Below are 13,336 nucleotides of genomic sequence, written 5' to 3' on the forward strand. Positions count from 1 at the left end.
CCACGATTCCGCCACCTCGGCGCTTGTTCCGTACCGGCCGGACGATCCCGCCGGCCCACGACCGGCCGGCGCCGTAGCGACTCCGGCTCGGCGCGGGTCCCGGTTACCGGCCCGCTGGAAGATCACCGCCTGGATCATGCTCACCACTTTCGTCCTGCTGGTGGTGGTATTGGTCACCGCCCGCAACCTGCTGCTGCGTGAGGTGGACACGCGAGCCAACGCCGATATCGCGCAGGAGGCCGCCGAATTCCGGACCTTCGCCGCCGAGGGGGTTGACCCGACCACGACACAACCCTTCACCTCGGTGGAGCGCCTGCTCGAGACCTATCTGCTGCGTCAGTCGCCGAGTGACGGTGAGGTGATGGCGGGCATCGTCGACGGTAGGCAACTCGGTGGGGTCCGGGGCAATCCGCCGCCCGCCGTGCTGGGCGGGCCGGATCTGTTCACCGCGACGACGACCGCCGCGAAAACCTCCGGTGTGCTCACCTCCCCGGCCGGTGAGATGCGCTGGGGCCGGGTCGATGTGGACTCCGGCACCGGACGCGGCTCGTTCGTGGTGGCCGCGTTCACCGAAGTAGGCCGCGCGAGTGTGGACCGGACGATGCGCACTATCGCGGCCGTGTCACTGGCCGGTCTCGTGCTCTCCACCGGGGTCGCCTACCTGGTCGCGGGGCGGATCCTGCTGCCGGTGCGGACCGTCCGAGCGGTGGCCGCCGAAATCGGCGAGACCGATCTCACCGCGCGGGTCCCGGTCGAGGGACGCGACGATATCGCCGCGCTGGCACAAACCTTCAACGAGATGCTCGACCGGCTGGAACACGCCTATACGACCCAGCGCCAATTCGTCGACGACGCGGGTCACGAACTGCGTACCCCGATCACGGTCGTGCGGGGGCATCTCGAGTTGCTGCCCGAGGACCCCGAGGAACGCCGCCGAACCCTGGCACTGGTCGATTCGGAGCTGACCCGGATGGGGCGGCTGGTCTCCGACCTGCTGATGCTGGCCAAGGCCGAACGGCCCGACTTCGTGGTACCGCGCCCCGTGGACGTCGCGCAGACCATGCTGGATATCGAATCCAAGGTGCAGCCGCTGGGTGACCGCCGCTGGCATCTGATGGAGGTCGCCGAGGGAACCGCCTGGATCGACGCCCAACGGGTGACCCAGGCGATGCTGCAGCTGGCCGCGAACGCGGTCGCGCATACCGCCGACCACACCACGGTGCAGCTGGGGTCGCGGTTCGGCGGTGACGATTCGGCTCGCACGCTGTCGCTGTGGATCTCCGACCAGGGGCCGGGGGTGCAACCACAGGACGCCCCGGTGATCTTCGATCGGTTCCGCCGCGGACGCTCGCCGGAGCCCGCCGCCGATCGCCGTGCGGGCGCCGGGCTGGGCCTGGCCATCGTCCGCGCGATCGCCGACGCCCATCACGGGTCGGCCTGGGTCCGCAGTGTGCCGGGCGACGGCGCGACCTTCGGGCTCGACCTACCGGCCGATCCGGTGGCGCAAGGCGGCCGTGAGGCCGCCGATCCGAACGAACACAAGGGGTAGCAGATGAGTCGGATCCTGATCGCCGAGGACGATATCCATATCGTCTCTTTCGTCGGGAAGGGGCTGCGGGCGGCCGGTTACCGCACCGAGCACGTCGCGGACGGCGAGACCGCGCTGCTGATGGCCCGGTCCGGCGCGTTCGACATGGTGATTCTCGATATCGGGCTGCCGTCGATGGACGGGTTCACCGTGTTGCGCCGCCTGCGTGGTGAAGGGGTGCGCACACCGGTGGTGGTGCTGACCGCGCGTGACAGCGTCGACGATACGGTCGCCGGGCTGGAGGGCGGCGCCAACGACTACATGACCAAGCCGTTCCAGTTCGCCGAACTGCTGGCACGGGTCCGGCTGCGCCTGCACGACGACACCGGTGCGAGCGCGCCCTCGGATTCGCTGGCGCACCACGATCTGATTCTCGACCTACGGTCCCGCCGGGTCCGTGTGGAGGGCCGGACGGTGGATCTCACCGCACGCGAATTCGGACTGCTCGAGGTGTTCCTGCGGCACCCGGACCAGGTGCTGAGCCGGGAACAGATCCTCGGGCAGGTGTGGGGCTACGATTTCGACCCCGCCTCCAACGTGGTCGACGTCTACGTCAGGGCGTTGCGCGCGAAGATCGGGGTGCGGCGGTTGCAGACGGTCCGGGGGATGGGATACCGCCTCTCGTGACCGTCACCGAGTTCCGCACCGTTCCTCGCCGGCCGCGGCCGGTCGCGCGGCGACGCCCGGGATCGCGATTCGCATGGCTACCGCTGTTCGCGGCGGTCGCGGCGTTGCTGATCTGTGCCGGGTTGCTGTTCGCGGCCGTGACAGGCGATCTCGGCCGGGACGCGCTGGTGACCCTGGTGGTTTTCGTGGCCGCTGTGTGGCTGTGGATTTTCGCGCCCGTCCCGGACACCTACGTCGCGCTGGGCGCGGCGGTCGCACTCGTCGTGGCCGGGGCGATCGAGACCGAGACCTTCACCGCGACCCTGGGCGATTCGGTGATCTGGTTGCTCGTCGGTTCCTTCCTGATCGCGGCGGCGGTGACGGCCACCGGACTCGCCGCGCGGATCGCCGCGCGGGTGCTCACCGTGGCCCGGACCCCTCGGCAACTGGTCCACCTGCTGACCGCGGCGCTGTTGGTGACCACATTCGCCATCCCCGCGACCTCGGGCCGGGCAGCGCTGGCACTGCCGGTGTTCCTCGCCCTGGCCGCGGTCCTCCGGGGGCGGCCGCAGCTGGTGCTGGTGCTGGCGGTCGCGATCCCGTCGGTGATCCTGTTCTCGGCAGTGGGTTCGCTGCTCGGTGCGGGCGCGCATCTGATCACCGCCGAAATCGTCGCGGCCGCTACCGGTCAGGAGTTCCACTTCCTGCAGTGGCTGGTGCTCGGGCTGCCGCTGGCGCTCGTGTGGTCGCATCTCGCCGCGGAAATCGCGCTGATGCTGTTCGCCGACCGCGCCGAACGGCGTACTCCGCTGACGGTGCCCGCCACTGCCTTCGACGACGCCGGTCCCGGCGTTCGTGGCCCGTTGACCGCGCCGCAGCGGCGAATGCTCCTGGTGCTCGCGGCTGTCGTGACGCTCTGGTGCACCGAGGCCCTGCACGGGATCGATCCGGCGGTCGTCGCGGTGCTCGGCGCGCTGGTCGCGACCGCACCGAGAATCGGCGGCACCACCCTGCCCGCCGCGGCGAAGACCATTCCGTGGACGCTGCTGCTGTTCATGGCGGCCACCCTGTGTCTCGGTATCGCCCTCACCAGCAGCGGTGCCTCCGCGTGGTTGGGTGCCCTGGTCTTCGACCCGGTGCGGTCGCTCGGCGCGGCGGCCACGATGGCCTTCCTGGTGCTCACGGTTCTGATCTCGCTGCCGGCGCATCTGGTGGTGCAATCGCGGTCCGCGCGGTCGGCGGTATTGATCCCGATCGTCGTCGCCACCGCACCGGTCGTGGGTGTGGACCCGATGGCGGCGGCCTTCCTCTCGACCGCCGCGGCGGGCTACTGCCACACCCTCACCAGTTCGGCGAAACCGATGGCCGTATTCGCCGAATCCGATACCGTCCCCGGCTTCCGGGCCGAACATCTGGTCCGCTACTCCGCTGTCGTCGCGCCGCTGTCGGTCGCGCTGCTCCTCGCGTTCGCGGTCTGGGTCTGGCCGTTTCTGGGTCTCGCTCCCACTACCTGACCCACCGCTGTTCCTCTCGAAAGGCACCCCAGATGACTCTCCGCGTACCGCAGCGCATACTCGTCGCACCGAGCGGGTTCAAGGAAAGCCTCGACGCCGGGCCGGTCGCCTACGCGATCGCCGCCGGAGTGCGCCGGGTATTACCCGGCGTCCATGTGGATCTCGCGCCCATCGCCGATGGCGGCGAAGGTACCGCGGCCATGCTCGCGGCGACAACCGGGGGCACACTCCATCCGCTCGAGGTCACCGGCCCGACCGGCGCCCCGGTCCGGTCCCATTGGGCTCGGCTGGGCCCGGTGGCGCCCGATACCGCGGTGGTGGAGGTCGCGGCGGCGGCGGGGCTGCGCCAGGTACCCCGTGATCGGCGAGACCCCGCTGCGACCACTACTTTCGGGGTCGGGGAGCTTATCGCGGCCGGGCTGGACGCGGGTGCCGCGACGATCCTGGTCGGCTGCGGTGATTCCGGAACCTGCGACGGCGGCGCCGGAGCCCTGCAGGCCCTCGGCGCCCGAATCCTGGACGACGACGGTCTGGAGATCGGCCGGGGCGGTGGTGAACTCGCTCGTGCCGCCCGTCTCGACCTGTCCGGCCTGGACCCCCGCCTGGATGCCGCGACCGTGGTGGTCGCGGGCAATCCGCACAATGTGCTGTGTGGATCACGCGGAGTGGCCCGGATTTTCGGGCCGCAGAAGGGGGCCGGCCGGGCGGAGGTCGATGCCCTCTCGGCAGCTTTGGAGAACTGGGCGGCGATTCTGGAACGTGACGGCCGGGACGCGGGCGACCTGCGGACCGGCCCGGTCACCGGTGCGTCCGGAGGCCTCGGGGCGGGGCTGGCCGCGGGAATCGGCGCCCGGTTGCGGTCCCGGTTCGACGCCCTGCTGGACTCCGGGCTGACCGGCGTCGATCTGGACCGCCGTATCGCCCGGGCCGATCTGGTGATCACCGCGGAGGGAGCCATCGACCTGCAGACCCCGCATGGCAAGGTGCCCGCCGAAATCGCCCGGCGCGCCCGGGCCCACGGCGTACCGGTGGTGGCGTTGGCCGGATCGCTGGGGGAGGGGGCGCCGCTGGTGCACGATGTCGGTATCGGTGCCATCGCCTCCATCATTCCGGTCCCGATGCCGATGGCCGAGGCGGTCGCCGATGCCGAACGCCTGCTCACCGATGCCGCCGAACGGATGATGCGGATGATCCTGGTCGGTGGCGCCCTCTCGGTCCGGTTGGGGCGTGGCGGAGACCGGCCGCCGGCTGCCGGCGCCCGGCGCGCGATCGGTCCCCGTATCGGCACGGCCGGCCGCAACCGGATCCGCGGGCAGCGCCGCTGACGGTACGCCGTGCGTCCTCGCCGAAACCCATCCCGGGCTCGACGACACCCGCGCCCATGCGCCGGCCGAGCTCTACCTGGTGATCCTCAACGGACTCGTCCTCTCCTGGATGAGCAACCCGGCGGGCGCGCTACCGTCCGGCGCCGACCTCGCCGAAGCCCTGGCCGCGCTGTCCGCCGGGGCGGGATGACGTGGGAACGAGAAAGGCACCTGACCGGATGAACCTGTCAGGTGCCTTATCGTGTCTCGACCAACACGAGTCGGGGTGGCGGGATTTGAACCCACGACCTCTTCGTCCCGAACGAAGCGCGCTACCAAGCTGCGCCACACCCCGTGAAGCGGACCTGAGGAAGCTTACATCAGGTCTGGGCCGGATAAGAAACCGCCTGTTCAGGGCTGCTCTCAACGGCCGGCCGGCCGCTCAGCGGGCGACGGCCTGCGAGGTCGAGAGGCCGTGTCCGGACTCGGTGGCGGGCTTGTTCGGTGGCACCGCGACCAGCGTGAGCAGGGTTGCTTCGGGGCGGCAGCAGAAGCGGTACGGCGCCCACGGTGAGGTGCCGATACCGGCGGAGACGTGCAGGCGGGTGTGCGCACCCCACTTCGAGGGGCCCTTCACCCGGGAACGATCGATATCGCAGTTCGTGACGAGGGCGCCGTACCCGGGCAGGCACAGCTGCCCACCGTGCGTGTGGCCGGCCAGGACGAGGTCGTAGCCGTCCTCGGCGAAGCGGTCGAGGACCCGCGGCTCCGGCGAATGCGTGAGGCCGATTCGCAGGTCGGCGAGCGGGTTGGGCGCGCCCGCGATGGTGTCGTAGCGATCGCGCTGCAGATGCGGATCGTCGACGCCGGCGCTGGCGATCCGGATACCACCCACCTCGATATCGCGACGGATATGGGTGAGGTCCAGCCAGCCGCGTTCGGTGAACGCCGCGCGCAGATCCTTCCACGGCAGCGGCGCCCCGTGTACCCGCTTGTGGTTCTTGTCGAAGTACTTCAGCGGGTTCTTCGGAACCGGCGCGAAGTAGTCGTTGCTACCGAAGACGAACAGGCCGGGGCGCGACATCAGCGGACCCAGTGACTGCACCACGGCGGGCACGGCCCGCTGATGCGACAGATTGTCGCCGGTGTTGATCACCAGGTCCGGCTCCAGCCGGTCCAGTTCGCGCAGCCACTGCTGTTTGAGCTTCTGCCCGGGGGTCATATGCAGATCGCTGATGTGCAACACCCGCAGCGGTGCCGAACCCGGCCGCAGGACCGGCATGGTGGTTTCGCGCAGGACGAAGGCGTTGCGTTCGATCAGTGAGGCGTAGCCGACTCCGGCCGCCGCGGCTCCGGCGGCACCGAATGCGGTTCGGCGGAGGACCGACGTCGAGATCACGGGCATTTGCCCAGCATAGGTGACCGGCACCCGCTACGCGCAGCGTGTTGAGCCACAGTTACCGGGGCGTGGCGCCACGATGACCGTGCGTAACGGCCTGTGAGAAGCCTGTGGCCTCGGGAAACGACGAGTCGCGAACAGGCCGGACACGCCGACGGCTCGCGGGTTAACCGGTGGGCGTGGCGGGGCGCAGCGGCTACCGTTGCGCGCATGTCGGAACTGAAATCGAAGCTGCGCACCGATATGACCGCCGCGATGAAGGCCAAGGATTCGCTGCGACTGAACACGCTGCGGATGCTGCTGGCCGCCGTGCAGACGGCGGAGGTCGCGGGTAAGGAAGCCCGCGAACTGTCCGACGCCGAGATCGTGGGGGTTCTCACCAAGGAGTCCAAGAAACGCAACGAGTCCGCCGAGATCTACACCCAGGCGGGTCGCGGCGAACTGGCGGCCAACGAGCACGCCGAGGCGCGCATCATCGACGAATATCTGCCCACCCAGCTCACCGAGGCCGAGGTGGCCGATCTCGCCGATACCGCGATCGCCGAGGTCGCCGAGGAAATCGGCGAGCGGCCGGGGATGCGGCAGATGGGGCAGGTCATGAAGGTGGCCACCGCGCTGGCCGCGGGCAAGGCCGACGGTTCCCGGATCTCCGCGGCGGTGAAGGCGCGGCTCTGAGCCGCGCCTTCACCGGTCACCGGGGGATGGGTACCGGGATCGGGATCGGCGGCAGGAACGGTGGTAGCGGCAGCCCGGGCGCGTTCGGCGTCGGCGCCGCGGGGCGCCCCGGCTGGGGCGCTTCCCGGATGGTGCCGTCGCTGAGGTAGATCGTCACCTGTGAGCCCGGAATCGCCGACCCGTTCGGAGTCGACCCGGTGACCGTGCCTTTCGGCGCCGACCCCGGTGCGCTCACCGAGGTGACCTTGAACCCGGCGCCGGTGAGGGCCCCGGTGGCCTCATCCGCGCTCATCCCCACCACATCGGGGACCTGGGCGTTCTCCGCGCCGCGGACGTATTTCTCGTCGACGGGTGGCAGGACCGGCGGTGGGTAGTTCGCCGCACCGCCCTTCACCGCGGCGAACCAGGTTCGGGCGGGCTCGTTACCGCCGAACAGGCCGTTGGCGTCGCTGGCGGGGCAGTTGCGCAGCGGGAAGGAGCAGATCTCGCCGGGGGTCGGGCTGTCACCGTAGACGTAGGTCGCGCCGGCCATGGAGTTGGTGAAGCCGACGAATGCCGAGGAGCGGTGGCTTTCGGTGGTACCGGTCTTGGCCGCGACCGGCATATTCCAGCCGGTGGCGGCGGCCGCGGCCGAGGCGGTGCCACCACCGCTGTGGTCCTTGCTCATGGCGTTGGCCAGGGTGTTGGCCAGTCCCGGCTCGACGACCTGCTCGCAGGCCTGTTCGGTGAGCGGGACCGTTTTGCCGTAGCGGTCGATCACCTCGGCGATCGGGGACGGCGGGCACCAGACGCCGCCGGAGGCGATCGTCGCGGCCACATTCGACAGTTCCAGCGGATTCACCGCGACCGGACCCAGCGTGAACGATCCCAGATTCTGGCCCTTGATCATATCGGCCAGGCTCTGGTTGTCGTCGTGCCCGGAAGTACCCGGCTCGGTGTAGGACCGCAGGCCCAGCCGGACCGCCATATCGACGGTCGGCGTCACACCGACGGCCTGGATGAGTTTGACGAACGCGGTGTTCGGTGAGGTGGCCAGCGCTTCGGTGACCGACATCGGCGACCGGTAGTTACCGGCGTTCTCGACACAGTAGGTCGCGGGCGGGCAGCCGGGTGCGCCGCCGTTGCCCATGCCGCGGGCGTCGAATCGGCCCGGGACATCGAGCTGGGCGTTGATACCCATTCCCTTTTCCATCGCCGCGGCCGTCGTGAACAGCTTGAACACCGAACCGGCGCCGTCGCCGACCATCGAATACGGCTGGGCGAGCAGGGTTTCGTGGTCGTCGCGGTTGAGGCCGTAGGTGCGGCTGCTGGCCATCGCGAGCAGCGGATGTTTGTCCTTGCCCGGGCCGATCAGCGACATCACTTCGGCGATATTCGGCAGATGCGGGTCGGCGTTCGCGTTGACCGAACGTTTCACCGAGTCCTGGACAGCCGGGTCCAGGGTGGTGCGGATCAGGTAGCCGCCCTTCTCGATCTGCTCTTTGCTGAGACCGGCGTTGGCCAGGTACTGCAGCGCGTAGTCGCAGAAGAAGCCGCGGTCGTTGGCGGCGATACAACCCCGGGGCAGCCCCTTGGGCTCGGGGAGTACGCCCAGCGGCTGGGTTTTCGCGGCGCGCAGTTCCTCGGCCCGGCTGGGGATGTTCTGGATCATGGTGTCCAGGACGGTGTTGCGCCGGATGGTGACGCCTTCGGGGTTGGTGTAGGGGTTCAGTTTGGAACTGCTCTGCACCATGCCGGCCAGCATCGCCGCCTGGGCGGCGTTCAGATCCTTGGCGTCGATACCGAAGTAGGTCTGGGCGGCGTCCTGGATGCCGTAGGAGGAGTTGCCGAACGGCACCAGATTCAGATACCGGGTGAGGATCTCGTCCTTGCTGAGTTCCTTGTCCAGGGTGAGCGCCATCCGGATCTCGCGGATCTTGCGCGCGGGGGTGGTCTCGATGGCGGCCCGGCGCTCGGCGTCGGTTTTCGCGACCACGAGCAGGTTGAAGTTCTTCACGTACTGCTGATCGATCGTGGAGGCGCCCTGCTGGACCTCGCCGCTGCTGGTGTTGGTGAGGAAGGCCCGGATGGTGCCCTGCCAGTCCACGCCGTGGTGGTCGGCGAAGCGCTTGTCCTCGATGGAGACGATGGCCAGCTTCATATCGTTGGAGATGCGGTCGCTGGGCACCTCGAACCGGCGTTGCTCGTACAGCCAGGCGATGGGGTTGCCGGCGGCGTCCACCATGGTGGAGACGGCGGGGACGGTTCCCTCGACAAGCTCCGCGGAGACGTTGTCGACGGCGTCGGCGGCGCGGTTCGAGACGAATCCGAAACCTCCGGCGACCGGGAACAACATTCCCGCAACGAGCACGGAAGCGAGTACACAGCTGCCCGCCAGCTTGATGAGCGCACGTGTGATCGGCACAGCACCAGCGTAGAGGGTGGGCTCGCGGCGCTCGTGAAGTGTGGACGCCGGGTGTTGTCCGGATCGATTCGAGATCTACGCGGCGGATTCGGGGCACGGCGCCTGACATGCGAATACGGGCTCGTGGGCGGCGAACACCCGGGAATCGGCAGGCACGGACGTACCAAAAAGTCATCATCCGGTCTTGCGCTCGGGGCATACCTTTACCTAGATTGAGAGCTCAGTGTGATAGAGCTAACACTCAATGTGGAATGTGGTGCACTTCGCAGCGGGGTTCGGGCTGCTGCGAGGTGTCACGCGATTCCGGAGCGCCGTGACCCGGTGTTCGGACTGGCAAAGGGGCACACCAAATGCACATGACAACCACCCCCGTCGCTCGATTGGACGTAGAGCAGGCCGAAGCGAGGATCGCCTGGGTTTCTCAGGCCCGATGCAAGGAAGTAGATCCCGACCAACTGTTCGTCCGCGGCGCGGCCCAGCGCAAGGCGGCGACGATCTGCCGGCACTGCCCGGTGCTGATGGAATGCGGGGCGGATGCCCTCGACAACAGGGTCGAATTCGGGGTGTGGGGCGGTATGACCGAACGGCAACGGCGGGCGCTGCTCAAGCAGCACCCGGAGGTGACCTCCTGGGCGGATTTCTTCCACGTCCAGCGTCACCATCAGGTAGCGATGTAATCGGATTCCTATTGGACGACCCGGCCGCCGGTCACTCGTAGTACGAGTGGCCGGCGGCCGACTACTCGGGGCCGGATATCCGGTACCGGGACAACGATTCGGAGATCCTCAGCCCGTTACGGCGGAATCGCCGCCCGCCAGCTGCGCCCCGACGGCCCGCAGGGCCGCCAGATCGGTGACATCGAAGGGCAGCGCGGTCACGGGGACGATCTTCACCCGCGGATGTGCTCCGGTGAATCGGTGCAGCAGATGCTGTTCCCGCCGCGCGGTCGCCACTCGCTGACCGTGCACTCGCAGGACCCCCGCCGCCAGCGGTTCGGTATCGGCCAGCCGGTCGGCGGCGGTGAGGGCGTGATCGGCCGGTAGTGAGCACAGCACCGGATGGGTGCGGTTGAGGACCAATCCGGCCAGCGGCATCTTCTCGGTGGAGAGCCGGTCCACGAAGAACGACGCCTCACGCAGCGCATCCGGTTCGGGCGCCGCGACCACCAGGAAATGCGTCCCCGGTTTGGCCAGCATCGCGAACGTGCGGTTGGCCCGTTCCTGGAAACCACCGAACAGCGATTCCAGCGACTGCAGGAAATTCGAGGCGTCCTTGAGCATCTGGCCGCCGACGATCGTCGACACCCCGCGCACGGCCAGGCTCATCGCGCCGGTGACGAACCGCCCGACGCCGCGGCCGGGCGCCATGATGACCCGGATCATGCGGCCGTCGAGGAAGTTGCCGAGTCGTTTGGGGGCGTCGAGAAAATCCAGGGCATTCCGTGAGGGCGGAGTGTCCACGACGATGAGATCCCATTCCCGGTGCCCGGCGAGCTGTCCCAGCTTCTCCATCGCCATGTACTCCTGAGTGCCACCGAACGAGGAGGCCACCGCCTGATAGAAGGGGTTGGCGAAGATCTGCTCGGCCTTGTCCGGCGCGGTGTGCTCGAGCACCATCTCGTCGAAGGTCCGGCGCATGTTCAGCATCATCGCGTGTAATTCGCCCTTGGCCTCGGGGCCCAGTTCGACGCGCTGTGGGCTGTTGTCCAGATCGGCGACGCCCAGCGACTGGGCCAGCCGGCGGGCGGGATCGATGGTGAGAACCACGACCTTGCGACCCTCTTCGGCCGCCCGCAGCGCGATCGCGGCCGCGGTGGTGGTCTTGCCGACACCGCCGGACCCGCAGCACACCACGACCCGGGCCGCCGGATCGTCGATGATGGTGGAGATATCCAGCGGTGCCGGACCCGGGCGCGTACTCATCGGACTCCCTGCTCGTTCAGATGGGCGGCGAGTTCGTACAGGCCGCCCAGATCCATACCGTCGGCCAGCGCGGGCAGCAGCAGCCGCGCGACCTCCACGTTCAGCAGTTCCGACGCGCTCTGGTCCTGGGTGTTCAGGGTGGCCGAATGTTCCACGGTCTCGGTGAGCAGACCCGCGAAATCGGCGGCGGACAGACTGATCCCGGCGGTCTCGAGAGTGCCGCGCAGCGCCTCGGTGTCGAGCTCGCCGTCCGCGGCGGCGGCCCGCGATTCCGGGGCCAGCGGACTGTGCGCGGCACGGTTGACGATCACGCTGCCGATGCGCAGATCGCCCGCGCGCAATTCGGCGATGGCGTCCAGGGTTTCCTGCACCGGCAGCGCCTCGAGCAGGGTGACCAGGTGGATCACCGTCTGGTCGGAGTGCAGCAGCTGGGAGACGCCCTCGGACTGGGCCGCGATCGGCCCACCTTTGGCGAGTTCGGCCATGGCCTTGGTGACGTCCAGGAAGCTCGCGATCCGCCCGGTGGGCGGCGCGTCGACGACGACCTCGTCGTAGACCGGCTTACCGTCTTTACCGGCTCGGACCACGCATTCTTTGATCTTGCCGGTCAGAATGACATCCCGCAGACCCGGCGCGATGGTGGTGACGAAATCGATGGCCCCCATGCGGCGCATGGCCCGGCCGGCGAAGCCCAGGTTGTAGAACATATCGAGGTATTCGAGGAACGCGTGCTCGATATCGAGCGCCAGCGCCATCACCTCGCCGCCGCCGTCGGCAGTGGCGATCTTGGTTTCGGTGGGCGGCAGCGGCGGCAGATCGAACAACTGCGCGATGGACTGCCGGTTCTCCACCTCGACCAGCAGTACCCGCCGGCCGCCCGCGGCCAGCGCCAGCGCCAGCGCGGCCGCAACCGTCGACTTACCGGTGCCGCCCTTACCGGACACGTAATGCAGGCGGGCGTTCGTCGCACGATCGGGCCACCCGGTCTTCAGGGCGGGCCCGGCCGGTTCCGACATCGTCGTTGGTTCTGCCACGGTCGCGAGCCTATAGCGCGCATTGGACGCACGCCCGCATACTCCGATTCGCAGCGATGTGGTGTACCAGACACCGGGCCGGGCGGCCGGGTTCGCCACCCGCCGGTACCTGCGCCGGTGATCGGCCGGGCACCCAGTACGCTCGGTGCGCATGAGCGATGTCACCCAGTGGGAGTACGCGACCGTACCGCTGCTTACCCATGCGACCAAACAGATCCTGGACCAGTGGGGCGCCGACGGCTGGGAACTGGTGACGGTGCTGCCCGGCCCGACCGGTGAGCAGCATGTCGCGTACCTCAAGCGGCCGAAGCAGTAAGCGCCATGGGGGAAACCGATCCGAACGGACCCGGTACCGACTGGCGGGCGAACCTCGACCGGCTGGGACTGACGGTGCCCGCCGTGGTGGCGCCCGTGGCCGCCTACGTGCCCGCGGTGCGCAGCGGGTCGTTGGTGTACACCTCCGGGCAACTGCCCTTCGTCGCCGGTGAGCTGACGGCGGTCGGCAAGGTCGGCGCCGAGGTCTCGCTGGAGGCCGCGGCCGCCGCCGCCCGCTGGTGCGCGCTCAACGCGCTGGCCGCCGTGCACGATCTGGTCGGCCTGGACGCGGTGGTGCGGATCGTCAAGGTGGTCGGCTTCGTGGCCTCCGCGCCGGGATTCACCGATCAGCCGCTGGTGATCAACGGGGCCTCGGAGTTGCTGGGCGAGGTGTTCGGCGCGGCCGGGGCGCACGCCCGTTCGGCGGTGGGTGTTTTCGAACTACCGCGGAACACTCCGGTCGAGGTCGAACTGATCGCCGAAGTCCGCTAGAGCTGTCCGGGCCGGCGGGCCGAACGCGACGAGCTGAAGAACTACACCTTCGAGTTGCTGTTCGAGCTCTACGACAACGAGGT

General features: G+C 68.9%; 12 protein-coding genes and 1 tRNA gene. 8 read left to right on the forward strand and 5 right to left on the reverse strand.

All coding sequences use genetic code 11. From position 1 onward, the window contains the following. The first annotated feature begins 136 nt into the window (after positions 1-136). The 4 genes from AB0F41_RS26370 to AB0F41_RS26385 are packed head-to-tail and all read left to right on the forward strand — an operon-like array spanning position 137 to position 5,033. Positions 137-1,549 (forward strand): HAMP domain-containing sensor histidine kinase, encoded by a 1,413-nt coding sequence (locus tag AB0F41_RS26370; RefSeq protein ID WP_357428320.1) that lies wholly within the window; start codon positions 137-139, stop codon positions 1,547-1,549. A 3-nt stretch (positions 1,550-1,552) separates the two neighbouring features. Further along, positions 1,553-2,215: a response regulator transcription factor gene (locus tag AB0F41_RS26375; RefSeq protein WP_357428298.1), complete on the forward strand. Its 663-nt coding sequence runs from the start codon at positions 1,553-1,555 to the stop codon at positions 2,213-2,215. Further along, positions 2,212-3,708: an SLC13 family permease gene (locus AB0F41_RS26380; RefSeq protein WP_357428300.1), complete on the forward strand. Its 1,497-nt coding sequence runs from the start codon at positions 2,212-2,214 to the stop codon at positions 3,706-3,708. The genes AB0F41_RS26375 and AB0F41_RS26380 overlap by 4 nt, the downstream gene beginning before the upstream one ends. A gap of 32 nt (positions 3,709-3,740) precedes the next feature. Continuing rightward, positions 3,741-5,033: a glycerate kinase gene (locus tag AB0F41_RS26385; protein WP_357428302.1), complete on the forward strand. Its 1,293-nt coding sequence runs from the start codon at positions 3,741-3,743 to the stop codon at positions 5,031-5,033. Between the two features lie 260 nt (positions 5,034-5,293). Here the strand turns inward: AB0F41_RS26385 and AB0F41_RS26390 are convergent. Together AB0F41_RS26390 and AB0F41_RS26395 are read right to left on the reverse strand one after the other, a co-directional pair. Then, a tRNA-Pro gene (locus AB0F41_RS26390) sits at positions 5,294-5,367 on the reverse strand. Positions 5,368-5,454: 87 nt separating this feature from the next. Continuing rightward, positions 5,455-6,417, reverse strand: coding sequence for a metallophosphoesterase (locus AB0F41_RS26395; protein ID WP_357428304.1), 963 nt, complete (start codon positions 6,415-6,417; stop codon positions 5,455-5,457). 204 nt (positions 6,418-6,621) lie between these two features. On the opposite strand from AB0F41_RS26395, the gene AB0F41_RS26400 reads away from it, so the two are divergent. Continuing rightward, the gene (locus AB0F41_RS26400) at positions 6,622-7,086 is read left to right on the forward strand and encodes a GatB/YqeY domain-containing protein (protein ID WP_357428306.1); all 465 of its coding nucleotides are present in this window, start codon (positions 6,622-6,624) and stop codon (positions 7,084-7,086) included. Between the two features lie 16 nt (positions 7,087-7,102). On the opposite strand, the gene AB0F41_RS26405 is transcribed toward AB0F41_RS26400, so the two are convergent. Beyond that, on the reverse strand, positions 7,103-9,490 hold the full coding sequence (locus tag AB0F41_RS26405; RefSeq protein ID WP_357428308.1) for a transglycosylase domain-containing protein: 2,388 nt from the start codon (positions 9,488-9,490) through the stop codon (positions 7,103-7,105). Positions 9,491-9,840: 350 nt separating this feature from the next. Here AB0F41_RS26405 and AB0F41_RS26410 point away from each other — a divergent pair, with 350 nt between their 5' ends. Further along, positions 9,841-10,167, forward strand: coding sequence for a WhiB family transcriptional regulator (locus AB0F41_RS26410; RefSeq protein WP_357428310.1), 327 nt, complete (start codon positions 9,841-9,843; stop codon positions 10,165-10,167). A 108-nt stretch (positions 10,168-10,275) separates the two neighbouring features. Here AB0F41_RS26410 and AB0F41_RS26415 read toward each other — a convergent pair whose 3' ends face one another. Together AB0F41_RS26415 and AB0F41_RS26420 are read right to left on the reverse strand one after the other, a co-directional pair. Further along, complete coding sequence (locus AB0F41_RS26415) at positions 10,276-11,412, reverse strand: ArsA family ATPase (protein WP_357428312.1); 1,137 nt, start codon at positions 11,410-11,412, stop codon at positions 10,276-10,278. Further along, positions 11,409-12,428, reverse strand: coding sequence for an ArsA-related P-loop ATPase (locus tag AB0F41_RS26420; protein WP_357428322.1), 1,020 nt, complete (start codon positions 12,426-12,428; stop codon positions 11,409-11,411). Before AB0F41_RS26420 ends, AB0F41_RS26415 begins: the two co-directional genes overlap by 4 nt. Positions 12,429-12,597: 169 nt before the next feature. On the opposite strand from AB0F41_RS26420, the gene AB0F41_RS26425 reads away from it, so the two are divergent. After that, positions 12,598-12,762 carry a DUF4177 domain-containing protein gene (locus tag AB0F41_RS26425; protein WP_085995322.1) on the forward strand — a complete coding sequence of 55 codons (165 nt, stop codon included), beginning with the start codon at positions 12,598-12,600 and terminating at the stop codon, positions 12,760-12,762. 5 nt (positions 12,763-12,767) lie between these two features. Then, the gene (locus AB0F41_RS26430) at positions 12,768-13,253 is read left to right on the forward strand and encodes a RidA family protein (protein WP_357428314.1); all 486 of its coding nucleotides are present in this window, start codon (positions 12,768-12,770) and stop codon (positions 13,251-13,253) included. Positions 13,254-13,336: the final 83 nt, after the last annotated feature.

The organism is Nocardia sp. NPDC024068, from assembly GCF_040638875.1.
Taxonomy (GTDB): domain Bacteria; phylum Actinomycetota; class Actinomycetes; order Mycobacteriales; family Mycobacteriaceae; genus Nocardia.